Below are 20,529 nucleotides of genomic sequence, written 5' to 3' on the forward strand. Positions count from 1 at the left end.
CTGGGTAGGGGCTCCCCCCTCAGGGTGGGGCCCGGGTGCCTGACCCGGTTTGACCTGGAGCCCGCTCCAGGGGTGAACCTGGAAACATGAAGAAGCGCACTCTCGGGAACGGCGGCCCTCAGGTCTCCGCGCTGGGCCTCGGCTGCATGGGCATGTCCGACTTCTACGGCCCGGGTGACGAGAAGGAGTCGATCGCCGTCATCCACCGCGCACTCGACCTGGGCATGAATTTTCTGGACACGGCCGACACGTACGGGCTCGGGGCCAACGAGGAGCTCGTCGGCCGGGCCGTCAAGGACCGGCGGGACGAGGTGGTGCTGGCCACCAAGTTCGGCGTCAGGCGCGGCGGCGGCACCCGCTCCGTCGAGAACAGCCCGGAGTACATCAGGGCCGCCTGCGACGCCTCGCTCCGGCGTCTCGGCGTGGACCACATCGACCTGTACTACATGCACCGCCGCAACAGGAACGTTCCCGTCGAGGAGTCGGTCGGCGCGATGGCCGAGCTGGTCGAGCAGGGCAAGGTCCGCCATCTCGGGCTCTCGGAGGTGAGCGCGGACACGCTGCGCAGGGCCTCGGCCGTCCACCCGATCGCGGCCCTGCAGAGCGAGTACTCGCTGTTCACCCGGGGGCTGGAGGCGGAGATCCTGCCCGCGGCCAGGGAGCTGGGCGTGGCGCTGGTGGCGTACTCGCCGATCAGCCGCGGCTTCCTGTCCGGCGCGCTGCCGCCCGTGGAGGAGCTGCCCGAGGACGACGTCCGCCGGTGGATGCCGCGCCTGGCGGGCGAGAACGCCGCGCGCAACGCCGAGCTGGTCGCGGAGGTACGGAAGATCGCCGACGCCGCCGGGATCACCGCCGCGCAGCTCGCGCTGGCCTGGGTGCTGGCCCAGGGGGACGACGTCGTGCCGATCCCGGGGACGAAGCGGCTGAGGTATCTGGAGGAGAACGCGGCGGCGGCCGACCTCACGCTGACCGCCGACCAGCTCGCCGCCCTGGCCCGCGCCGTCCCGGCGGACGCCGTCGTCGGCACCCGTTATCCGGACATGTCGGAGATCGAGGGGTAGCCGCGGCAGACCGGGCTCAGGCGGAGGGGTCGGGCGCGGCCGCGGCAGGCCGGGCTCAGGCGGCGGGGCCGGGCGCGTCGAAGTAGACGCGGATGACGGTCGCCCCCGGGCGGGTGTGCACGCGTACGAGGTCGCTCAGGAGATTGACGATCAGCAGCCCGCGCGACCCCGCGTGGCGCGGGTCGATCGGGCGGCGGCCCACCAGCGGGTCGGTGATGTGCCCGGCGTCGCTGACCTCGCACACCAGTCGCATGCCCTCGGCCCAGACCCGGATCAGGCCCGAGCCCCCGCCGTGGTCGAGGCTGTTGGCGCCCAGCTCGGCCACCGTCAGCTGGATGTCGTCGAGCCGGTCCCCGGAGAACCCCATCTCCGCCGCCCGCCGCGCGGCCAGGGCGCGGGTCGCCGACAGGTTGGTGCGGTCGAAGCGCAGCGAGACGAAGTCGGCGGGCTCGTCGAGCGGCCGGTTGTGCGCGGCGACCACCAGCTCGGGCGCGTATCGGGCGCTGGCCCACTCCCCCGAGAGGTCGCACAGCACGGGGTGGGTGAGCTCCGCCTCCCGCAGGACCTCGGGAGCGAGCCGGTCGGCGTCGTACGGGCACAGGATCGTGACCCGCCGCCCCGCGAACGACAGGTTGATCAGCGCCTCGTGCTGCGCGGCCGCCCCGTATTCCGTCTCGGTGCGCTCCGGCCAGATCGGCTCGCCGATGATCCGCACGTGCCCATCGGTATGCCGGTCGGCGAAGTCGCGCAGCACGGCGGGGATGATCCGCCCCGGGTTGCGCCCGGCCTGCTGCATGTCGAGCATGAGCACGGACTTGGCGTCGTCGCCGAGCTCGGCCTCGATCAAGGCCAGGTTACGAGCCGGGACCGCTATCGCGACAGGCTCGTCCAAGGCCAGCCCCGCGCGGACGAACGCGCTGGTGGCAGCCACATATTCCCGGTCACCCCGATAGAGGAGCGCCGGGTGCGTGAACGGTTCCGCCAACATCAGGGTTCAACGCTACCCAAGGATGAGGACTTCACAGCAATCCGGTGGGTACGTAATTGTCGTGAAGCGAATCCGGGTCGTTCGCCGCCCCCGCCTCGTCCGAGGGCCGCTCCCTCTTGATCTCCGCACCCCTTCCGGCAGACAACTCCCGTTCTGAGCACTGCGCACTTATGCTCAAGATATGTCGCAATCGCAGATGCGGGTGTCCGACGAGGACCGCGAGCGCACCGCGCAGCAGCTCCAGCAAGCCTTCGCCGAGGGCCGGCTCACCCAGCTGGAGCTCGAGGACCGCCTGGAGATCGCCCTCACCTCGAGGACCTACGGCGAACTCCTGGGCCTGATCGACGATCTCCCCACCGACCAGCCGCAGGTCGACAACGTGGTCGAGCTGGAGTCCAAGAACGGCCAGATCAAGCGCGCCGGCGACTGGGCCGTCCCCCGGCGGCTGCGGGCGATCTCCAAGTACGGCAGCGTCGAGCTGGACCTCTCCGAGGCCGTCATCACCCACCCGGTGGTGGACATCGAGCTCGACCTCGCGTACGGCTCCGCCAAGATCACCCTTCCGGACGGCGGCGTCGCGAACGTGGACGCCTTCCAGAGCGAATGGGGCCACGTCCACACCGGCGACGTGCCCGGCAGGCCCCGCGCCGGCGCCGTCCACGTGGTGATCAGCGGCAGGACGAAGTACGGCAGCCTGACCGTCCGCTATCCCCGCAAACGCTGGCTCGGCCGCTGAGGCTTTACGCCGGCTTGATACCCGTGGTGTTAGTGGGGTGCAAGCGACAGTCAAGGACTGCCCCATAATGTTCCCTTCGTTCGAAGAAACCACCGAAGGGCAAGAAATGACACCCCCTCGCCGTCGCCTGGCCGTCGCGGCCGCGACGCTGACTCTTGCTGTCCTCACGAGCACCGGCTGCGGTGCGCTGGGTCAGGCTGTTGACTGCAACACCGCCGCCAATGAGGCCACCAAGATCATGAATGAGTGGACCACCGCGATCACCAAGGACGCCACCGACACGAAGGCCATCGGCACGGCCTCGAAGGACGCGGCGGGCAAGACCAAGGAGCTCGCGGGCAAGTACGACGGCGAGGTCGCCGCCGCGCTGAACGACCTTGCCTCCGGTTTCGAGACCCTGGAGAAGGGCGACCTGTCCCAGGTGACCTCGTTCACGGGCAAGATGCAGGGCTTCTCGACCAAGATCTCCTCCGCCTGCACCTGATGCGGAGCCCGCGGTCGCCGTTCCGCCTGTGGGGGGCAGGTCGGCGCGGCGGCCGCGCCACGTTCGGGGGGATTCGTTCTACCCTTGCTGCCCGTGACGGGTGACACTCTGGCGGCGCGACCGGGGGCGTCCGCCGCCGCCTCCCTCTGGAGGATCCGGCTGTCCGGCCACCGCGTACGCGTGGGCGCCATCGCGCTCGCCGCCGCGGTGGCCTATGCCGTGCTCGGCCTGGTCAAGCTGGCCACGTTCCGGGCCACGTCGTTCGACCTGGTGATCGTGGACCAGGCGGTGCGCAACTACGCGGCGCTGCGGCCGCCGCACATCCCCGTGCTGGGCATGTTCCACGGGCGGGGCATGGACTACGTGCAGCTCGCCGACCACTTCTCCCCCATCTACGCGCTGCTCGTGCCCTTCTACTGGATCCACGACGGGCCCGAGACGCTGATCGTCGCGCAGGCGCTGCTGTTCGCCGCCGCGATCCCGTTCATCTGGCTGTTCACCCGGCGCGTGCTCGGCGTCGCGCCCGCCTACCTGGTCTCCGTGGCGTACGCGCTGTCGTGGCCCGTCGCGCAGGCCGTCGCGTTCGACGCGCACGAGGTGATGTTCGTCCCCGTGCTCACCGCGATCATGATCGAGCGCTACCACGCCGGTCACCGGCTGCCCGCCCTCATCGCGATGCTCGGCCTCCTGCTGGTCAAGGAGGACATGGGCCTGATGGTGATCGGGGCGGGGCTGTGCCTGATCGTCCTTGGCGACCGGTTGTGGGGGCTGCTGTGCATGGCGATCGGCGCGGGGGCCGTCCTGCTCGTACGCGGGCTGGCGATCACGGCCTTCGGCGGCGACTCCAAGGACTTCTGGGCCTACAACCATCTCGGCCCCGACGTGCCGAGCGCGATCCTGGCGCTGCTGCGCGACCCGATCGCGGCCGTGCTGCTGCCGTTCAGCGAGGAGGCCAAGGTCGACACGCTGTTCCTGCTGGTGTGGCCGACGCTGCTGCTGTGCCTGCTCTCGCCGCTGTCGCTGGTGGCGCTGCCGCACGTGCTGGAGCGCATGTTGTCCGACCGCTCCCAGTGGTGGCAGGCCGACTTCCAGTACAGCGCGTTCACCGTGGTCATCCTCTTCTGCGCGGGCGTGGACGGGCTGTCCAGGCTGCTGCGCCGGCTCAAGCGCTCCGACGACACCTCGCTCAAGCTCGCCTGGGCGACGGCGGCCTGCGCGGTCGCGCTCACCCTGGTGCCCAGGTTCGCGCTGGACCAGCTCTACCATCCGCCCTTCTACCAGGAGCCCAAGGCGGCGGCCGCCGCCGAGGCCGTGAGCAAGGTGCCCTCGGGGGTCACCGTCGAGGCGGTCAACTCCGTCGGCCCCGCCCTGACCTCCAGGACCACCGTCCTGCTCTGGACGGCCCAGTCGCACGGCGCGCCGTGGGTGGTGGCCGACACCTCCCGCTGGGAGTTCCCCTTCGGCTCGGCGGACGAGCAGCGCGCCACGGTGGACGCGCTGCAGGGCCAGGGGTACGCGAAGGTGTTCGAGCGCGACGGCTACGTGGTGCTCCGGCGCGGCTGAAGCGCCTCCGCGTAGGCCCGGTCGAACCCGGCGAGGACCGAGGACCACGAGCCCGCCGCCGGCGGGGTCGCCCGGTTGTGCGCCGCGATCGACCCGCGCAGCGCCGCGTCCGTGCAGAGCCGGGCCACCGCGCGGGCCAGGTCGCCGAGCGTGTGGCCGAGCAGCCCCTCCGTGCCGTCCGCGACGAAGTCGGCGACCCCGCTCTGCGCCCTGGCCACCACCGGCAGCCCCGCGGCCCGCGCCTCCAGCGCCGCGATGCCGAACGACTCGCGCGGCGCGGGCGCCACGAACACGTCCGCCGACTCCAGCACCTTCGCGATCTGCTCCCGCGTGTAGCGGCCCGGCAGGGAGACCCAGCCGGCCATGCCGTGCCGGGCGAGAAAACGTTCCATCTGGCCGCGAGCCGGCCCGTCGCCGACGATGGTGGCGCGCATGGGGATCCTGGCAGGCACCCGCCGCCTGGCCGCCTGGAGCAACCTCAGCAGGCGCACGGGCTGCTTGCGCGGCGCCAGCCGGCCCACGGCGACGATGTGCACCTCTTCCCGCCGGTCGGGCGTGCCGGGAGCCGGCGCCCAGCCCGACAGGTCGAGGCCGTTGGAGACCACCCGGACCGGCACCTCGGGCCCGGCCACGGCGCGGATCGGGACCGCGGCGGCGTTGCTGACCGTGGTAGCCACCAGCCGCCACCGCTGCCAGCCGAACGCCAGCCGCAACAGCCGGTAGAGCGCCCGCGTGACCGGGTCCCACATGCTGTGCACGGTCACCACGCACGGCAGCCCGGCCCGCGCGGCGGCCCGCACGCCCATCCAGGCGAACGGCGAGACCGCGCCCGTGTGCACGTGCACCACGTCGGGGCGCAGGGCCGTGAGCCGGCGCGTGAGATGCCCCACCCCGAACGGGTGAACGGGCAGGTCGAACGGCATCCTGGCGACGATCCGGTGGACGCCGGGCAGCGGCTCGCCCTTCGTCGCCGTGGCCACGGAGACGTCGTGTCCCGCCTCCCGCTGCATCCGCACGAGATCGGCAACCTGGACCTCGATCCCTCCGAGTCGCGGCAGGTAACAGTCGCTCACGTGAAAGATCCGCACCCCTCCCAGACTAATCTGGGCGTGTGCCTCCACGTACCGCAGTGTTCTTTCACGCTCACCCTGACGACGAGGCCCTGCTGACGGCGGGCACCATGGCGATGCTCGCCGCCGAGGGACACCGCGTGGTGCTCGTGGTGGCCACCGCGGGCGAGCGCGGCCTGGCCGAGATGGAGCCCGGTGAGGCGCTCGGCGAGACCAGGCTCAAGGAGCTCTACGAGTCGGCCGCGCTGCTCGGCTGCGCCCGGGTGGAGTGCCTCGGCTACGGCGACTCGGGCCTGAGCCCCAAGGGCGGCATCGCCGAGGAGCGGCCCGACAACGCCTTCATCGACGCCGACACCGAGGCGGCGGCCAAGGCGCTGGCCGCGATCCTGCAGGAGGAGGAGGCCGACCTGCTGGCGATCTACGATCCGGCGGGCGGCTACGGGCACCCCGACCACGTGCAGGTGCACCGGGTGGGCAAACGGGCGGCCAAGATCGCCGGGACGGAGATCGTCCTGGAGGCGACGGTCAACCGCGACCCGCTGGTCAGGCTGCTGCGGCTGGCGGGCCGGTTCTACAAGTTCCCGCCGGAGTTCGACGTACGGACGTTCGAGAGCGCCTACTCGTCGAGCGAGACGATCACCCACCGGGTCAACGTCAGGAAATACACGCGCCAAAAACGCGCGTCCATGGCCGCGCACGCCTCCCAGGCCAGCGGCGGCGACAGCGACCGCACGCTCGCCGTCATGCTGAAGGTCCCGCGCCCGATCTACCGCCTCGTCTTCGGCACCGAGTGGTACGTCCGCCGTGACCTGCCACCGGGCGCCCGGCTCACTCATCCCTTCGACCGGTGGCCGAAATGATTCCGGCGGAGGAGGATCCTCGTCCGGCGACCCGTCAGACTGGACCCCGATGAAGAACAAGTGGCTCCAGATCACGCTGTCCGTGCTGTCGCTCGGGCTGGCCGTGCTGCTCGTGGTCTACCTCCCGCAGATCGTGCGCACGCTCACCGGCAAGCCCGTCTCCTGGCACGAGATCGGCAAGGTCTTCGGCACGCTCGGCCCCGGCGAGATCGCGCTGATGACCGCGCTGTGGCTGCTGAGCCTGCTGGCGTACACGTTCGTGCTGACCAACTCCCTGCCCGGCCTCAACAACCTGCAGGGCCTCACCCTCAACGCGGCCGGGAGCGCGGTCAGCAACCTGCTGCCGTTCGGCGGGGCGGTCGGCGTGGCGGTGTCGTTCGCGATGACCAGGGGCTGGGGCTTCTCCAGCCGGTCGATCGTGGTCATGACGCTGGTCAGCGGCATCTGGAACACGATGTTCAGGTTCATCCTGCCGGCCGTCGGGATCATCGCGCTGCTGGCGGCCGGTGAGGCGCCCAACGCCACCGTGGCCAAGGCCGGCTGGACGGGCGCGATCTCGATCCTCGTGCTCTGCGTGATCGTGGCCGTCGCCCTCTACTGGGACCGCGCCGCCGTCGTGCTCGGCCGGGCGCTCGACGGGATCACCCGGCTGCTGCGGCTGAAGATCCACGCCTCCGACGCCTTCCACAAGCTGCGTGCCGACACCGCCGGCGTCGTCAGGTCGAGATGGGCCGGGCTGTCGCTGGGGATGGTGTTCTTCCTCGGGTTCCAGTGGGCGATCATGGCGGCGTGCCTGCAGGCGACGGGCGCCTGGCCGGGGTTCGCCCAGTCGATCGCGGTCTTCGCCCTGTCCCGGGTGCTCACCAGCGTCCTGATCACGCCCAGCGGGGCCGGGATCATGGAGGGCGGCGTGGTGCTCCTGCTCACCGAAGGGTTCGGCGTCGGAGTCGCTCCGGCCACCGCGACCGCACTGCTTTTCGGCTTCTGGACTTACACTATCGAGATCCCGTTCGGCGGCCTGGCACTGGGCGCATGGGCGCTCCTGCGCAGGCGCAACGGCCGGAACGCCGGCGCGGAGCCCCCGTCCGCGATCTCGAAGGCCCAGTAGTGACAATCCCAAACCCATCAAAGACCTTGTGCGTGATTCCTAGGCCCGCATAGCGTGGCGGCTGACATGGTGGCGTTCCGAGTTCTGGGGCCAGTCGAGGCGTACGAACACGACGACGAACTCGACCTCGGCGGGTTGCGGCAGCGGGCCGTCCTCGCCCGGCTTCTCGTGGCCAGAGGTCAGGTCGTGCCCGTTGACACGCTTCTTTACGATCTGTGGGATGACGACGGAGCCAAGGGCGCGCAGTCGGGCCTGCAGGTCTACATCTCGCGCCTGCGCCGGGTGCTGGAGCCCGGCCGCCCGCGCGGGGGGCCCAACCGGCTGCTGGTGACGGTCGCGTCCGGCTACGCGTTGCGGGTGGCCTCCGACCAGGTCGACGCGCTCAGGTTCGAGCAGCTCGTCCGCGCGGCGGGCGAGCACCTCGAAGAGGGCGATCCGCAGTCCGCCCGCGGCCGCCTGCAGAAGGCGCTGGGCCTGTGGCGCGGCACTCCCTATTCCGACTTCGCCGACCAGTCATGGGCGGAGGCCGAGGTCAACCGGCTGGCGGAGCTGCGCCTCGTGACGCGCGAGCGGCACGCCGACACCGGGCTGCGGCTCGGCCTGCACGCCGAGACCGTTCCCGACCTGGAGGCGCTCACCACCGAAAACCCGCTGCGCGAGGAGGGCTGGCGGCTGCTGGCGCTGGGCCTCTACCGCTGCGGCCGGCAGGGCGACGCGCTGGCCGCGCTGCGCCGGGCGAGAAACATCCTGGCCGACGAGCTGGGCATCGACCCCGGTCCCGCGCTGCGCAAGCTGGAGTCCGACATCCTGGCCCAGTCCCCGGAGCTGGACCTGGCCGTCCCCGCGCGCACGGCGCGGCCCGCCGCGCCGGTCACCGACACCTGGCCGCCCAGGCCGGCCGCGGCCGTCGAGCCGCCGCCGCTGGAGCCCGAGCCGTTCGTCGGCCGTGACGCCGAGCTGGCCAGGCTGACCACGGCGGCCTCGCGCACGGGCCGGTTCCAGGTCGCGATCGTGGCCGGGGTCGCGGGCGCGGGCAAGACCACGCTGCTGCGCCAGCTGGAGAGCAGGCTCGCCGGCGACGGCTGGATCACCTCCTCCGGCGCGTGCCCCGACTCCAGCGCCACCCCGCCGGGCTGGGCGTGGGTGGAGATCCTGCGCACGCTCACCAGCACGACCGGCGCGGGCGAATACGCGCAGCTGCTCGCGCCGCTGCTCGACGACGCCGCCCCCGACCCCGACGAGGACGAGGCGTCCGGCGGCTTCCGGCTGCACCGCGCGGTCGGCGGCTACCTGGCCGGGGTCGCGCGCCGGGCGCCGGTGCTGCTGACCCTGGAGGACCTCCACTGGGCCGACGACCAGACGCTCGCCCTGCTGCGCGCGCTGCCGAGCCTGCTGGCGACCAGCCGGGTGCTGCTCGTGGTGACGTGCCGGGAGAGCGAGCTCGACGACCGCCAGTCCGACGTGCTGGCCGCGCTGGCCAGGCTGGGCCCGGTCCGCGTGGGCCTGTCGGGGCTCGACCCGAAGGCCGTGGCCGAGCTGGTCAAGGCGACGTGCGTACGCGAGATCGACGAGGACGCGGTCGAGTCGATCGTCGAGCGCACGGGCGGCAACCCGTTCTTCGTCCGCGAGACCGTGCGCCTGCTCGACTCCGAGGGCGCGGCCGACCGGGCCAGCGCCACCGAGGTGCTCTCGCAGGTGCCCTCCGGCGTGCGTGACGTGCTGCGGCGGCGCATCTCGCGGCTGCCGTCGGGCGCCCAGCAGATCCTGCTGCAGGCCGCCGTCATCGGGCGTGACGTCGACCTCGACGTGCTGATCGCCGTCTCGGGTGACGAGGACGCGGTGATCGAGGCCGTGGAGGCGGCGCTGCTGGCCGGGCTGGTGACCGAGCCGGGGCCCGGGCTGCTCAGGTTCGACCACGACCTGGTGCGCGACACGATCTACTCCGACGCCTCCCGGCTGCGCCGCACCAGGCTGCACGCGGCCGTGGCGGCGGTCATCGAGCAGCACACGCCGTCCGACGTGGCGGCGCTGGCCCACCACTACTCCCTGGCCGACGCTTCCGGGAAGGCGGTCCACTACGCGGGGCTGGCGGCCGAGCAGGCCGAGCGGCGCTTCGCCCACCGCGAGGCGGCCACCCTGTGGGAGCAGGCCATCGCGGCGTTCGACCGCTCGCGCGACGAGCAGAGCGGCGCGCAGACGCCCGAGCGCAGCAAGGAGCGCCTGCGGCTCATGCTGCGCCAGATCAGGGCGCTGGCGCTGTGCGGCGACATGACGGCGGCCCGGCTGCTGCGCCGCCAGGCCATGGACGCCGCGCTGCCGCTGGGCGACCTGGAGATCACCGCGAAGGTGGCGGCGTCGCTGGCCGTGCCGCACAAGGGCATCGCCCGCGACTTCACCCGCACCGCCTGGGAGATCGTCGACGTCACCGAGAAGGCGCTCATGGAGCTGCCCGAGGGTGAGCAGCGGCTGCGGGCCAGCCTGCTGACCACGCTGGCGCTGGAGCTGGAGGGCTCCTCCTCGCCCGAGCGCGGGCGTCAGGCGTCGCTGGAGGCGCTGGAGCTGGCCCGGCAGAGCGGCGACCCGACGCTGATCGCGGCGGCGCTGAGCGGGCGGCTGCGGCAGTCGTACGACATCCCCGCCGTGGACAGCCGGGAGAGCATCGGCAGGGAGCTGCTGGAGGTCGCGCAGCGCTCGGGGCAGATGGCCACGCAGGCGCTGGCCCACCTGGTGCTGCTGGAGTGCGCGGCGGCCAGGGGCGAGTTCGCGGTCGCCGACCAGCACGCGGCCGCCGCCGATCGCCTGGCCAGGCAGTACGACCTGTCGGGGCCGGCCGCGGTCGTGGTCTGGTACGCGGGCCAGCGGCTGATGATCGCCGGCGACTACGCGGGCGCCGAGCGGGCCTACCGCGACGCGGCCAGGATGACGGCGCGGGCGGGCATGCTGGAGGGCCGCCAGGGCCTCCCGCTGATCACGACGTTCTGCCTGCACCTGGTGGACGGGCGGGCGGCCGAGATGGTCGACCTGCTCGCCCAGGCCCACCAGCAGGGCGCCAAGTGGACGCTCGACGCGTACGCGCTGGCCCTGGCCTCGGCCGGGCACCTCCAGGAGGCCAAGGCCGTGGCCGCCACCCGCCCGCCGGTCCGCCCCGACTTCCTCTACGAGCTGGCGATGACCTGGCGGGCGCTGGCCGGGATGCTGCTCGACGACCGGGAGCGGATGGTCGACTGCTACGACAAGCTCAAGCCGTTCGCCGACCGGGTGGCGGGCGCGGGCACCGGTGTGGTGGCGCTGTGGCCGGTGGCGCTGACGCTGGGCGACCTCGCCGTGCGCCTGGGCCAGCCGGACGCCGCCCGCGCCCACTACGAGAAGGCCCTGGAGGTGGCCGAGCGGGTCGGCGTGCCGCGCTGGGTGGAGGCGGCGCGGCGGTCGGTCAGCAGCTCACCTGGAAACGGTCGCTCGTGACGGTCCTGACGCCCTTGGCCGACAGCTCGACGCGGTACCACCCGGGGTCGCCGGAGAGCCCGAGCTCCCACTCGACGGTCTCCTCCGCGCCCACGAAACCGTCGTAGTCGACCAGATACGTGCGCCACGACTTGGTGGCGGGGCTCCAGCGGGCGAGCTTCCAGCCGTAGTGCACGCTGCGGCCGGGCTCGGGGCTGACGAGCACGCTGCGCGCGACCAGCGGCCCCGAGCAGGCGCCGGCCGGCCCCTCAAGGGTGACCTTGCCGGGCTGGGCGGCCGGGGCCAGCTCTTCGGCGACGGGCACCTCGCGGGCCGACAGGGTGATGGTTTTCACAGCCGCCGGGGGGCCGCCGGCGGCGCTGTGGGCGGAGAAGCCGACGTACGCGCTGGTGAACGCGAGGGCGGCCACGAAGAGCTTGGCCGCGTTCGCACTGCCACTGGTCAGGACGGCCGCGCTTCTCGACGCCATCTTCACCACCCCTTTTGCCTCACCCATAGAGTGAGCTCGGGTGGTTGAGTCCTGGTTGTCGGCTGGTTGCGGCGGCTTGCAAACCGAGATGGCAAAAGCTTGCAACTTGAACTAAGGTAAGCCTGACCTAAGGCTTGGGAGGGGTGGGGCAGCATGAACGGCATCGCCGATCCCACGCGGCCTTTCTGGCTGGGTCTGCCTTACTGGCTGGTGGGCGCCATCCTGATCCTCGCCCTGTTCGGCGCGTTCCAGGTCTACTACTGGGTCGGGCGCAAGCTCGGCGAGAAGCTCTACGACTCGCGCGTCGGCTCCCGGGTGGGGCGCGAGCGCATCGCCAAGATCGAGCAGGTCGTCGAGAAGTGGGGCGCGCTGGCCGTCTACGGCTGCTTCTGGGTGCCTATGCTCCGGCACACGCTGCCGTGGGTGGCGGGGGCGCTGCGGGTGTCCTACCCCTGGTACGTGGTCGCCAGCGCGCTGGGCTGCCTGACCTGGGCGCCGATCTGGTGGTTCGGCATCGCGGCGCTCGTGTGGGGCTGGCTGGAGCTGGCCGCGCGCTCGCCCGTCACGGCGGGGGTCGTGGCCGTGCTGGCCGTCGCGGCGGCGTTCTGGCTGGTGGTGCGGCGCAGGAGGAAGCGGCGCGCGGCCGCGTCAGAGAAGGCTCTGGTCTCCTAGGCCCCGCCCGGTCCGGTCGTCGATGACGGCCTCGGGAGCGTTCCTGCGCACCGTCTCGATGCCGTTCACGCAGGCGGCCTTGCTCGGGTAGCCCTCGCCCACCGCGAGTGTCTGCCCGTTGTTCGCCACGAGGGCGAAGCGGAACCCGCCCTGCCCGTCCTCACTGATCACGAACCTGCCCGCCACGGCCGCTCCTCTCTAACCTGGCATTGATTTACCCCCATCTGATCTGGCTTTATGGCGTAGTTAGGCAAACGGACCCTTGATCTCCTGCCAACATGATTGCCATGCGTATTGGGGGTTTCATTGGCTCCGCCGTACTCGCGCTGGTTGTGGGGGTCGCCTCCCCGGCCGCGGCGGCGGACGCGCCGGAGGTCGGGGCCAAGTCGGCGTACGTGGTCGACTCGGCGGGAACGATCCACTTCGGCAAGCGCGAGACTCGCCGGGTGCCGGTCGCCAGCCTGGTCAAGGTCATGACGGCGTACGTCGTGCTGCGCGAGGCCGAGCTGAGCGACACGATCACGATCACGGCGACCGACGTCAAGCACGCGACCAGCAACGGCGCGACCACCGCGGCGCTGAAGAAGGGCGAGCGACTCACGGTCAGGGACCTGCTCTACGGCCTCATGCTGCCGTCGGGGGCCGACGCGGCCAACGCCCTGGCGCGGCGCTACGGCCCGGGCAAGACGGCGTTCGTCGCCAAGATGAACCGCGCCGCCCGCGCCCTCGGGCTGTCCGACACCCGCTACACCAACCCCGACGGCCTGCCCACCCCGGGGAACGGCGGCTACTCGACGGCCGTCGACCAGGTCAAGCTCGCGGAGCGGGCGCTGGACGACAGCACCTTCGCGGCCGTGACGGGCGCCAAGGTGCACAAGGTGGCCAAGACCGCGCTGCACCGGGCCCACACCTGGCGCAACTCGAACAAGCTGCTCTCGCGCGCCGACGGCGTGCTCGGCGTGAAGACCGGCTACACGCGCGCCGCCGGCTACTGCCTGCTGTTCGCCGGGGAGCGGGGCGGCAAGCGCGTGGTCGGCGTGCTGCTCGGCGACCAGAACGAGCGCCGCTTCGAGACGGCCGAGCGGCTACTGGACTACGCGGGCGAGCAGATCGCCGGCGGCTAGCAGCTCGCGGGTGTACGGGTCGGCGGGGGCGGCCCACACCTGACCGGCCGGACCGGTCTCGACGATCCGACCCTGGCTCAGCACCGCCACGCGATGCGCCACGTGCCGGATCAGGGCCAGGTCATGACCGATGAACAGCTGGCCCAGCCCCAGCTCGTCGCGCAGCTCGGCGAGCAGGTTGACGATCCCGGCCCGTACGGACGGGTCCAGCGCCGACACGGGCTCGTCCAGCACGAGCAGCCTGGGCTCGCAGGCCAGGGCGCGGGCGATGCCGACGCGCTGGCACTGCCCGCCGGACAGCTCGTACGGCCTGCGCCGGGCGAGCGAGGCATCCAGGCGGACGAGGTCGAGGAGCTCCCGCACCCGGGCGGGGCCGGTCAGCGGGTCCCAGCGGCCCTGGACGCGCAGCGGCTCCGCGATCGCGTCGTGTGCCCGCAGGCGCGGGCTGAGCGAGCCGTACGGGTCCTGGAAGACCGGTTGCAGCGCGGGCCGCAGCGGGCGCAGGGCGCGCTCGTCGAGCGCGGTGAGCTCGCGGCCCTCGAAGCGCACCGAGCCCGCCTCGGGCCTGCGCAGCATCAGGACGGCGGCGGCGATGCTCGACTTGCCCGACCCCGACCCGCCGACCAGGGCGAGCGTCTCGCCGGCGGCCAGGGTGAACGAGACGCGGTCCACCGCCAGGATCGGCGTGGGGTAACGCACGGTGAGATCGCGCACCTCCAGCAGCGGTGTCGTCATGAGGGCTCCCGGTAGAGATCGGTGGCCGGGCCGGGCAACTCGCCGAGCCGGTGGCAGGCGGCCAGCCTGCGTTCCCCGGCCTCCTGCGGCTGTGGCTCCCGCTCGTGGCAGACGCCGGCGGCGGCCGGGCAGCGGGGGGCGAAGGCGCACCCGGGCGGCAGCGCACCCGGCGCGGGCGGCGAACCGGCGATCGCCGGGAGCGGCCGGCCCGTCACCTCGCGCGGCGGGAGGGACGCGACGAGGCCGCCGGTATAGGGGGCGCGCGGCCCGCGCAGCACCGCGCCGGCCGGGCCCGACTCGACGAGCCGTCCCGCGTACATGACCAGGACGCGGTCCGCGTACGCGGCCGCCGCCCCCAGGTCGTGCGTGACCAGCAGCACGGCCGGTCGCGTGCCCTCGCGGGGCTCCGTCAGCAGGCTGAGGATCCGGGTCTGGACGACGGGGTCCAGCGCGGTGGCCGGTTCGTCGGCGACCACGAGGGCGGGGTCGTTGACGGTGGCCATGGCGATCACCGCCCGCTGGCGCATCCCGCCGGAGAACTCGTGCGGGTAGGCGCGGGCCCGCCGCGCGGCGTCGGGGATGCCGACCCGTTCCAGCGCGGCCACCGCGCGCTCCCACGCCCGCTTGCGGCCCAGCCGCCGCACGGCGCGGGCGAGCTGGTCCCCGACGGGGTACACGGGGCTGAGCACCGACAGCGCGTCCTGCGGCACGAAGGCGATCCGCCGCCCGCGTACCTGCCGGTAGACGTGCTCGGGCGCGCCGGACAGCTCCCGCCCGTCCAGGCGCACGCTGCCGGACATGCGCGCGCCGGGCGGCAGCAGCCCGAGCACGGCGCGAGCGGTCAGCGACTTGCCCGCGCCGGACTCGCCGACGACGGCGAGCGTCTCGCCCTGGGCCACGTCGAACGAGAGCCCCCGTACGACCTCCGTGCCCGCCACGCCGACCCGCAACTCCCGTACGCGCAGCAGCGTCATGCGGCACCCCCGATCCGGCGGCCCGCCGTCGAGAGCGAGACCGCCAGGGCGGCCAGCAGCAGGAGCATCCCCGCGGGCGCCAGGGCCGCCCATGGCGCGCGCTCCACGTACGGCAGCGACTCGGCCAGCGTCAGGCCCCACTCCGGAGCGGGCGGCTGGGCCCCCAGGCCCAGGAAGCCGAGGGAGGCCATGGCCAGCGCGATCCCCGGCAGCCGCAGCACCGCGTGCCTGGCGACCGGGCCCGCGACGGCGGGCAGGACGTGGCGGGTCAGGATCCAGGCGGGCGGGGAGCCGATGGCGCGCTGGGCGGTCAGGTGGGCCGCGGCGCGGACCTCGGAGACGAGGGCCGCGGCGTGGGCCGCGAGCGCGGGCCACGAGACGAGGGCCACCGCGACGGACGCGCCCGCCGTGCCGGGCCCGAGCACCGCCGCGACCAGGATCCCGGCGATCACCGGCGGCACGGCGTTGGCCACCTCGGCCGCGCCGGAGGCCAGTCCGGGCAGGAGGCCGGCGGTCAGGGCGATGACGTACGAGCCGGCGCAGACCAGCGCGGAGACGCCGAGCGTGGCAGCGGCCCCATGGCCCACCCTGGCCAGCACGTCCCTTCCCAGGGCGTCGGCGCCCAGCGGGTGGTCCCAGCTCGGCCCGGCCAGCCGCGCGGCCACGTCCACGGCCAGCGGGTCGAGCAGCAGCCCCCAGCCGACGGCCACCGTCAGCACGCCGCCGCACACGCCGGCGACCGGCCCGACCCACCTGCTCCCGCCCACCGCGGCATTACGCGCAACCGCACCCAGCCGCCACAATCGCGCACCAACACCGCGCCCACCACCTTGACCGACTCGGCCGCCGCTACCTCCCCCGCCACCATCTCGGCCGCCACCACCTCTCCGGTCGCCGTTGCCCTGGCCTCCCCCGATGGCCGGTGCGGGGAGTGAGAGGGCGGCGTCGCGGAGGCCGGGGCCGAGCATCCAGTGCCGGGCGGCGCTCGCCAGGATCCCGGCGAGCACCCCGAGCAGGACCAGGGCGAGCACCGCGGCCTGGAGCAGCGGAAGGTCCTGAGCCTCCGCGGCGCCGAGCGCGGTCCGGCCGATGCCGGGCACCGCGAACACCGTCTCGACGGCCACCGCCCCTCCCGCCAGCCCCACGGCGACCAGCCCGAGCTGGGGCACCAGCGCGGGGAGCGCACGGCGCAGCGCCGCCCGCGCGATGACGCCGGGACCGCAGCCCGCCGAACGCCACAGCCCCACCCACGGCTCGGCGAAGGCCGCGGGCAGCGTGTCGTCCACCAGCCGCCCCAGGACCCCGCCCGCCGGGATGGCCAGGGCCAACGCGGGCAGCACCAGGTGCCGCGGCTCCTGCCAGCCGTAGGGCGGCAGGAGGCCCAGCCACACCGACAACGTCACCAGCAGCACCGTCGCGATGAGGAATTCGGGCAAGGCCCCCAGCACCGCCGCCACCGCCCCCGTACCGCCGCCCCGCAGGGTGCCCCGCGCGCCGCGCACCAGGGTGGGCGCGCACAGGGCGCACGTCAGTGCCAGCGTCACCGCCAGCGCGGCGGCCATCAACGTCAGCGAGACGCCGAGGCCGGACAGCACCGAGGGCAGCACCGCGCCGCCGTCCGCCCACGAGCGGCCGAAGTCGCCGCGCAGGACGCCGCCCAGCCACTCGCCGAGCAGCGGCAGCGGACCGCCGTCCAGGCCCAGCTCGCGCCGGATGGCCTCCAACGCCTCGGCCGTCGGCTCCTGCTCGGCCGAACGGGCCCGCAGCAGCGACAGAGCGGCATCACGACCGGACAACCAGGGCAACAGCCCGACCACGACGACGATCGCAACGAGCGCGACACCCCGCGAGAACAGCCCGCGGAGGCGCGTCACCGCACCCCGCGAGAAGAACGCCCCGCCAACGCGCGTCGCCGCGGTGCGCGAGAGCAGCCTGCGGAGGCGCGTCGTCCGGGCCTGTGCGGGCGGCTCGTCGGTGCGCGTGGGGAATCCGGTCATTTGAGGCGGGTCTCCGCCGTGATCAGGACGCGCTCGCGCGGGTCCTTGGCCGAGTCCAGCACCGTGGTGGCATCGCCCTGGATCACGCGCTCGTGCAGCATCGGGATGGCGGCGTCGGTACGCAGGATCGCCGCCTCGGCCTCAAGGGTGGCCGCGTGCCTGGCGGGACCGGCGTCCGCCGCCGCGGCCTCGCGTACCGCCCGGTCGACGTCCTCGTCACACAGGCGCGCCAGGTTGAAGGAGCCGTCGCAGGTGAAGTCGGCCTGCATGTACGCGACCGGATCCCCCGAGTCGAGCACGGTCGCCCGGGAGAGGATGAACGCGTCGAACTTCCCGGCCAGCGCGTCCTCCTCGATGTGCGCGTACTCCCGTACCACCAGCTCGACCGCGAACCCCGCGCCCCGGAGTTGCTGCTGCAGCACGGAGGCGACCTCGGGCAGCTCGGCCCGGTCGGAGTAGGTGGCCAGGGTGATCGCCACGCCCTTCGCGCTCGCGGGAGCCGTACGCTCCCCCAGGCTCCCGCGCCCCTCGGCGGCCCACGGCAGGGCGGGCCCCAGCAGGCCCGAGGCCACGTCGGCGCGCCCTTCGTACACCCCCCGCACGAGCTGTCCCGCGTCGATGGACGCGCGTGCGGCGGCGCGCAGGCCGGGGCTCTTGAACGGCCCCTTGGCGGTGTTCAGGTACAGGGTGTTGGTGCGCGGCATCGGCACCTCGCTGATCGTCTCCTTCGCCAGCAGCGCGGCCTGCGAGACCGGCACCGCCTCCGCGATGTGCGCCTCGCCGCTGCGGATGGCGGCGGCGCGGGCGGCGCCGTCCGGGACGAAGGAGACGTCGATGCCCGGCGCCTTGGCCTTCGCGCCCCAGTAGCCGTCGTGGCGGTCGAGGGTGGCGGTGGTGGTGCCGTTCACCTTGACCAGCTTGAACGGGCCGCTCCCGGTGCCGACCGGATCGACCTTGCCGTCGGCGCCGTACGCGCGCTCGGCCAGGATCGCCAGCTGCGGCGAGGACAGGCGGTGCGGGACCAGCGGGTCGGGCTCGCGGGTGGTCACGACGACCTTGCCGCCCTCGGCCCTGGCGGTCAGCTCGACGCCGTCGAGGATGCGCGGCTTGGGCGTGGCCCGGGTGGCGCGCGTCAGCGCGCCGGCGGCGACCTGGGCGGTCAACCGGCTGCCGTCGTGGAAGGTCACGCCGTCGCGGACGGTGAACTCCCAGGTCCGTTCGGAGGTACGGGTCCACGCGGTGGCGAGGGCGGGTCGCGCGTCGCCTCTCTCGTCCAGGTTGACCAGGGTCTCGGCGGTGGACCAGCGGGAGAGCTTGAAGGCGTCGTCGCTGAAGGGTGACAGGCCGGAACGCGGAGGCTGGAGCATCGCCACCTTGATCCGGCCCGTGCTCTGCCCGCCCGCCGGGGCGGAGCACGCGGACACGGAGAGGACGGTCATGAGGGCAAGCCAGAAGCTGCGATGGTGCACGGATTGTCCCAAATTCAGGGGTAATGAGTGGGACGAGACACTAGCACATGATAACCGTTTCCATATTCACACCCGATAGGCGCGCCCTTCGACGCCCCACTCCCCGAACGGCAGCCGCTCACCCCGATCGATCGCCCGGATGGAAGGGCGGCCGACATGGGCGAACACCAGCCGCCCCACCCGCTGATCGCGCGCCTCCCGCGCGACCTGGAGCACGCTCGCATGCCCGCCCACGCCCCCGGCGAAGCGGATCGGCCGGTCCCATCCGGCGGCGTCGGCGAACATCAGGTCCACCCCGGCCGCCCAGTCCGGAAAGACCCAGAACTCCGGCGCCCAGACGACCTGCGCCCCCGCCCTCCTGATCAGGTAGCCGTAGGTGGGGTGCGAGGTGTGGGTGACCGGCAGCGGCACGATCTCCACGCCCGCGGCCTCGAAGGCCGCCACCGCGGCGGTCAACCCGAGCGCCCGCGCCGTGCGGCGGATCTGGGGCATCAGTTCGGCCCGCTCATCGCAGACCAGCCAGCCGTCGAGCCGCTCACCGGCCGCGGCGTCGCCACCCCCGTCGAGCAGGACACGGTGCCCGCGCCAGCCGACCAGCAGCCCGGCGGGGCGGTAGCGCGGCGAGTTCATCGCACCGACCCCGACCAACCGCAACCACACGACCGTCACCCCCCCGCCCTGCAGCCCATCACCGAGCACCGCCACGGAGGCGAGCGCCACCACTCCCCTGCCCGACGACCACCCCCACGACGCGCCCGCAGTCGGCAACCCAGCCGCGACGACCGCATACGGCGCCCCTCGGCCATAGACAGCGCTGCCCTCGCGGCACTGCCCTCGCGGCACTGCCCTCGCGGCACTGCCCTGGCGACGCTCCCCTGGCGACGCTCCCCTGGCGACGCTCCCCTGGCGACGCTCGCCGCGGACGCAGGCAGCGGCTCGCAGCGGCGACGTCTCGCGACCGTAGACGGCAACCTGCGGCGGCGACCCCGGCCAGACCCGCCCGCGCCACAGGTGGCGGCCGACAGACGCACGCGGGCGGAGATCAGCCCCCCGCCCGACACGCCCACGCGGCGACCAGCAGGCGCGACGCCTAGATCTCCGCGACCACGCCACAAACGCGGGCTACGAGCGGCGCCCTGGGAGCCCCCGGAGGGACCTCCCAGGGCCAGGGGACCCGCGAAAGGGCCGGTTCAGCCGAAGGTGATCTTGCCGTTCCCGGGAAGCGCGCTCGTCCCCCGCGTGGCGCAGCCGAGGAGGGCCGCCGCCGGTGAGAGGCCGCCGCGGACGCGCTCCCCCTTGAGCGCGCCGGCGGCGACGGTGCCGGCGAGCAGGGCGTCGGCCGGATGCTGGGTGGCGAGCCGGTCGGCCTTGATGCGCAGCCTCGACGTGCCGACCGGCCGGCCGTCCCCGCCGAACCAGGTGATGACGGCACTCCCGCGCACATCACGGGCGCTGGCGCACGAGGCCACCGCGCCGGCCTTGACGGTGACCCAGCCGGAGCGCAGGGACGCGGCCGAGCCGTCGGGCGAGGTGCAGCCCGTGAGCTGGAGGTTCCCCCGGGCGGCGACGCGCCGCGGCGTGAGGCCGATCCGCGGCGTGAAGGCCAGCGGTCGCTCGGACGGCGTGGCGACGACGCAGGTCAGGGCGGGGCCCGGGAGGCCCGCCGGGGCCGAGGTGACGATCGCGATGATCCAGTCCAGGTACATGAGCCTTCCCCATGGGCCGCTGTACGTAATCAACCCCTCACAGTGTGCTGC

Annotated in this window: 19 protein-coding genes; 9 read left to right on the plus strand and 10 right to left on the minus strand. The window is 73.3% G+C overall.

What is annotated here, in order from left to right:
- The first annotated feature begins 86 nt into the window (after nucleotides 1–86).
- Entirely contained in the window at nucleotides 87–1,061 is a 975-nt protein-coding gene (locus H4W80_RS24990; RefSeq protein WP_192787323.1) for an aldo/keto reductase, read from the plus strand.
- A gap of 55 nt (nucleotides 1,062–1,116) precedes the next feature.
- Here H4W80_RS24990 and H4W80_RS24995 read toward each other — a convergent pair whose 3' ends face one another.
- Entirely contained in the window at nucleotides 1,117–2,049 is a 933-nt protein-coding gene (locus H4W80_RS24995) for an anti-sigma factor RsbA family regulatory protein (RefSeq protein ID WP_192787324.1), read from the minus strand.
- 181 nt (nucleotides 2,050–2,230) lie between these two features.
- Here H4W80_RS24995 and H4W80_RS25000 point away from each other — a divergent pair, with 181 nt between their 5' ends.
- From H4W80_RS25000 to H4W80_RS25010, 3 genes are all read left to right on the plus strand, one after another.
- Nucleotides 2,231–2,785 (plus strand): DUF1707 SHOCT-like domain-containing protein, encoded by a 555-nt coding sequence (locus H4W80_RS25000; protein ID WP_225963649.1) that lies wholly within the window; start codon nucleotides 2,231–2,233, stop codon nucleotides 2,783–2,785.
- A 67-nt stretch (nucleotides 2,786–2,852) separates the two neighbouring features.
- Nucleotides 2,853–3,269 carry a hypothetical protein gene (locus tag H4W80_RS25005; RefSeq protein WP_192787325.1) on the plus strand — a complete coding sequence of 139 codons (417 nt, stop codon included), beginning with the start codon at nucleotides 2,853–2,855 and terminating at the stop codon, nucleotides 3,267–3,269.
- 93 nt (nucleotides 3,270–3,362) lie between these two features.
- Nucleotides 3,363–4,832 carry a DUF2079 domain-containing protein gene (locus H4W80_RS25010; protein WP_318787043.1) on the plus strand — a complete coding sequence of 490 codons (1,470 nt, stop codon included), beginning with the start codon at nucleotides 3,363–3,365 and terminating at the stop codon, nucleotides 4,830–4,832.
- Here the strand turns inward: H4W80_RS25010 and H4W80_RS25015 are convergent.
- Nucleotides 4,808–5,920 (minus strand): glycosyltransferase, encoded by a 1,113-nt coding sequence (locus H4W80_RS25015; RefSeq protein WP_192787326.1) that lies wholly within the window; start codon nucleotides 5,918–5,920, stop codon nucleotides 4,808–4,810. The genes H4W80_RS25010 and H4W80_RS25015 overlap by 25 nt on opposite strands.
- Nucleotides 5,921–5,961: 41 nt before the next feature.
- Here H4W80_RS25015 and H4W80_RS25020 point away from each other — a divergent pair, with 41 nt between their 5' ends.
- The 3 genes from H4W80_RS25020 (at nucleotide 5,962) to H4W80_RS25030 (ending at nucleotide 11,332) form a co-directional block, all read left to right on the plus strand.
- Nucleotides 5,962–6,762: a PIG-L deacetylase family protein gene (locus H4W80_RS25020; RefSeq protein ID WP_192787327.1), complete on the plus strand. Its 801-nt coding sequence runs from the start codon at nucleotides 5,962–5,964 to the stop codon at nucleotides 6,760–6,762.
- A 49-nt stretch (nucleotides 6,763–6,811) separates the two neighbouring features.
- Complete coding sequence (locus H4W80_RS25025; protein WP_192787328.1) at nucleotides 6,812–7,870, plus strand: lysylphosphatidylglycerol synthase transmembrane domain-containing protein; 1,059 nt, start codon at nucleotides 6,812–6,814, stop codon at nucleotides 7,868–7,870.
- A gap of 66 nt (nucleotides 7,871–7,936) precedes the next feature.
- Nucleotides 7,937–11,332: an ATP-binding protein gene (locus H4W80_RS25030; RefSeq protein ID WP_192787329.1), complete on the plus strand. Its 3,396-nt coding sequence runs from the start codon at nucleotides 7,937–7,939 to the stop codon at nucleotides 11,330–11,332.
- Here the strand turns inward: H4W80_RS25030 and H4W80_RS25035 are convergent.
- Nucleotides 11,301–11,801 carry a hypothetical protein gene (locus H4W80_RS25035; RefSeq protein ID WP_192787330.1) on the minus strand — a complete coding sequence of 167 codons (501 nt, stop codon included), beginning with the start codon at nucleotides 11,799–11,801 and terminating at the stop codon, nucleotides 11,301–11,303. The genes H4W80_RS25030 and H4W80_RS25035 overlap by 32 nt on opposite strands.
- Nucleotides 11,802–11,954: 153 nt before the next feature.
- On the opposite strand from H4W80_RS25035, the gene H4W80_RS25040 reads away from it, so the two are divergent.
- The gene (locus H4W80_RS25040) at nucleotides 11,955–12,473 is read left to right on the plus strand and encodes a DedA family protein (protein WP_192787331.1); all 519 of its coding nucleotides are present in this window, start codon (nucleotides 11,955–11,957) and stop codon (nucleotides 12,471–12,473) included.
- Here the strand turns inward: H4W80_RS25040 and H4W80_RS25045 are convergent.
- Entirely contained in the window at nucleotides 12,450–12,659 is a 210-nt protein-coding gene (locus H4W80_RS25045) for a YegP family protein (RefSeq protein WP_192787332.1), read from the minus strand. The genes H4W80_RS25040 and H4W80_RS25045 overlap by 24 nt on opposite strands.
- Before the next feature lie 101 nt (nucleotides 12,660–12,760).
- On the opposite strand from H4W80_RS25045, the gene H4W80_RS25050 reads away from it, so the two are divergent.
- Nucleotides 12,761–13,597, plus strand: coding sequence for a D-alanyl-D-alanine carboxypeptidase family protein (locus H4W80_RS25050; protein WP_225963650.1), 837 nt, complete (start codon nucleotides 12,761–12,763; stop codon nucleotides 13,595–13,597).
- Here the strand turns inward: H4W80_RS25050 and H4W80_RS25055 are convergent.
- The 6 genes from H4W80_RS25055 to H4W80_RS25080 form a co-directional block, all read right to left on the minus strand.
- Nucleotides 13,559–14,332 (minus strand): ATP-binding cassette domain-containing protein, encoded by a 774-nt coding sequence (locus H4W80_RS25055; protein ID WP_192787334.1) that lies wholly within the window; start codon nucleotides 14,330–14,332, stop codon nucleotides 13,559–13,561. The genes H4W80_RS25050 and H4W80_RS25055 overlap by 39 nt on opposite strands.
- Nucleotides 14,329–15,306, minus strand: a complete 978-nt coding sequence (locus H4W80_RS25060) for an ABC transporter ATP-binding protein (RefSeq protein WP_192787335.1) — start codon at nucleotides 15,304–15,306, stop codon at nucleotides 14,329–14,331. Before H4W80_RS25060 ends, H4W80_RS25055 begins: the two co-directional genes overlap by 4 nt.
- Nucleotides 15,303–17,303, minus strand: coding sequence for an ABC transporter permease subunit (locus H4W80_RS25065; RefSeq protein WP_225963651.1), 2,001 nt, complete (start codon nucleotides 17,301–17,303; stop codon nucleotides 15,303–15,305). The genes H4W80_RS25060 and H4W80_RS25065 overlap by 4 nt, the downstream gene beginning before the upstream one ends.
- Complete coding sequence (locus tag H4W80_RS25070) at nucleotides 17,300–18,742, minus strand: ABC transporter substrate-binding protein (protein ID WP_192787336.1); 1,443 nt, start codon at nucleotides 18,740–18,742, stop codon at nucleotides 17,300–17,302. Before H4W80_RS25070 ends, H4W80_RS25065 begins: the two co-directional genes overlap by 4 nt.
- A 96-nt stretch (nucleotides 18,743–18,838) precedes the next feature.
- Nucleotides 18,839–19,492, minus strand: coding sequence for an MBL fold metallo-hydrolase (locus H4W80_RS25075; protein WP_318787044.1), 654 nt, complete (start codon nucleotides 19,490–19,492; stop codon nucleotides 18,839–18,841).
- 470 nt (nucleotides 19,493–19,962) lie between these two features.
- Nucleotides 19,963–20,478, minus strand: coding sequence for a hypothetical protein (locus H4W80_RS25080; RefSeq protein WP_192787337.1), 516 nt, complete (start codon nucleotides 20,476–20,478; stop codon nucleotides 19,963–19,965).
- Nucleotides 20,479–20,529: the final 51 nt, after the last annotated feature.

The sequence above is a fragment of the Nonomuraea angiospora genome, from assembly GCF_014873145.1.
Taxonomy (GTDB): Bacteria; Actinomycetota; Actinomycetes; order Streptosporangiales; family Streptosporangiaceae; genus Nonomuraea; species Nonomuraea angiospora.

Excerpts from the sequence above, each read along its gene's own strand:
- H4W80_RS25005 (WP_192787325.1), top strand. The coding sequence starts at position 2,853 with ATGTTCCCTTCGTTCGAAGAAACCACCGAAGGGCAAGAAATGACACCC.
- H4W80_RS25050 (WP_225963650.1), top strand. The coding sequence starts at position 12,761 with ATGCGTATTGGGGGTTTCATTGGCTCCGCCGTACTCGCGCTGGTTGTG.
- H4W80_RS25055 (WP_192787334.1), bottom strand. The coding sequence starts at position 14,332 with ATGACGACACCGCTGCTGGAGGTGCGCGATCTCACCGTGCGTTACCCC.
- H4W80_RS25060 (WP_192787335.1), bottom strand. The coding sequence starts at position 15,306 with ATGACGCTGCTGCGCGTACGGGAGTTGCGGGTCGGCGTGGCGGGCACG.
- H4W80_RS25025 (WP_192787328.1), top strand. The coding sequence starts at position 6,812 with ATGAAGAACAAGTGGCTCCAGATCACGCTGTCCGTGCTGTCGCTCGGG.
- H4W80_RS25040 (WP_192787331.1), top strand. The coding sequence starts at position 11,955 with ATGAACGGCATCGCCGATCCCACGCGGCCTTTCTGGCTGGGTCTGCCT.
- H4W80_RS25065 (WP_225963651.1), bottom strand. The coding sequence starts at position 17,303 with ATGACCGGATTCCCCACGCGCACCGACGAGCCGCCCGCACAGGCCCGG.
- H4W80_RS25080 (WP_192787337.1), bottom strand. The coding sequence starts at position 20,478 with ATGTACCTGGACTGGATCATCGCGATCGTCACCTCGGCCCCGGCGGGC.
- H4W80_RS25000 (WP_225963649.1), top strand. The coding sequence starts at position 2,231 with ATGTCGCAATCGCAGATGCGGGTGTCCGACGAGGACCGCGAGCGCACC.
- H4W80_RS24990 (WP_192787323.1), top strand. The coding sequence starts at position 87 with ATGAAGAAGCGCACTCTCGGGAACGGCGGCCCTCAGGTCTCCGCGCTG.
- H4W80_RS25030 (WP_192787329.1), top strand. The coding sequence starts at position 7,937 with ATGGTGGCGTTCCGAGTTCTGGGGCCAGTCGAGGCGTACGAACACGAC.
- H4W80_RS25035 (WP_192787330.1), bottom strand. The coding sequence starts at position 11,801 with ATGGCGTCGAGAAGCGCGGCCGTCCTGACCAGTGGCAGTGCGAACGCG.
- H4W80_RS24995 (WP_192787324.1), bottom strand. The coding sequence starts at position 2,049 with ATGTTGGCGGAACCGTTCACGCACCCGGCGCTCCTCTATCGGGGTGAC.
- H4W80_RS25070 (WP_192787336.1), bottom strand. The coding sequence starts at position 18,742 with ATGACCGTCCTCTCCGTGTCCGCGTGCTCCGCCCCGGCGGGCGGGCAG.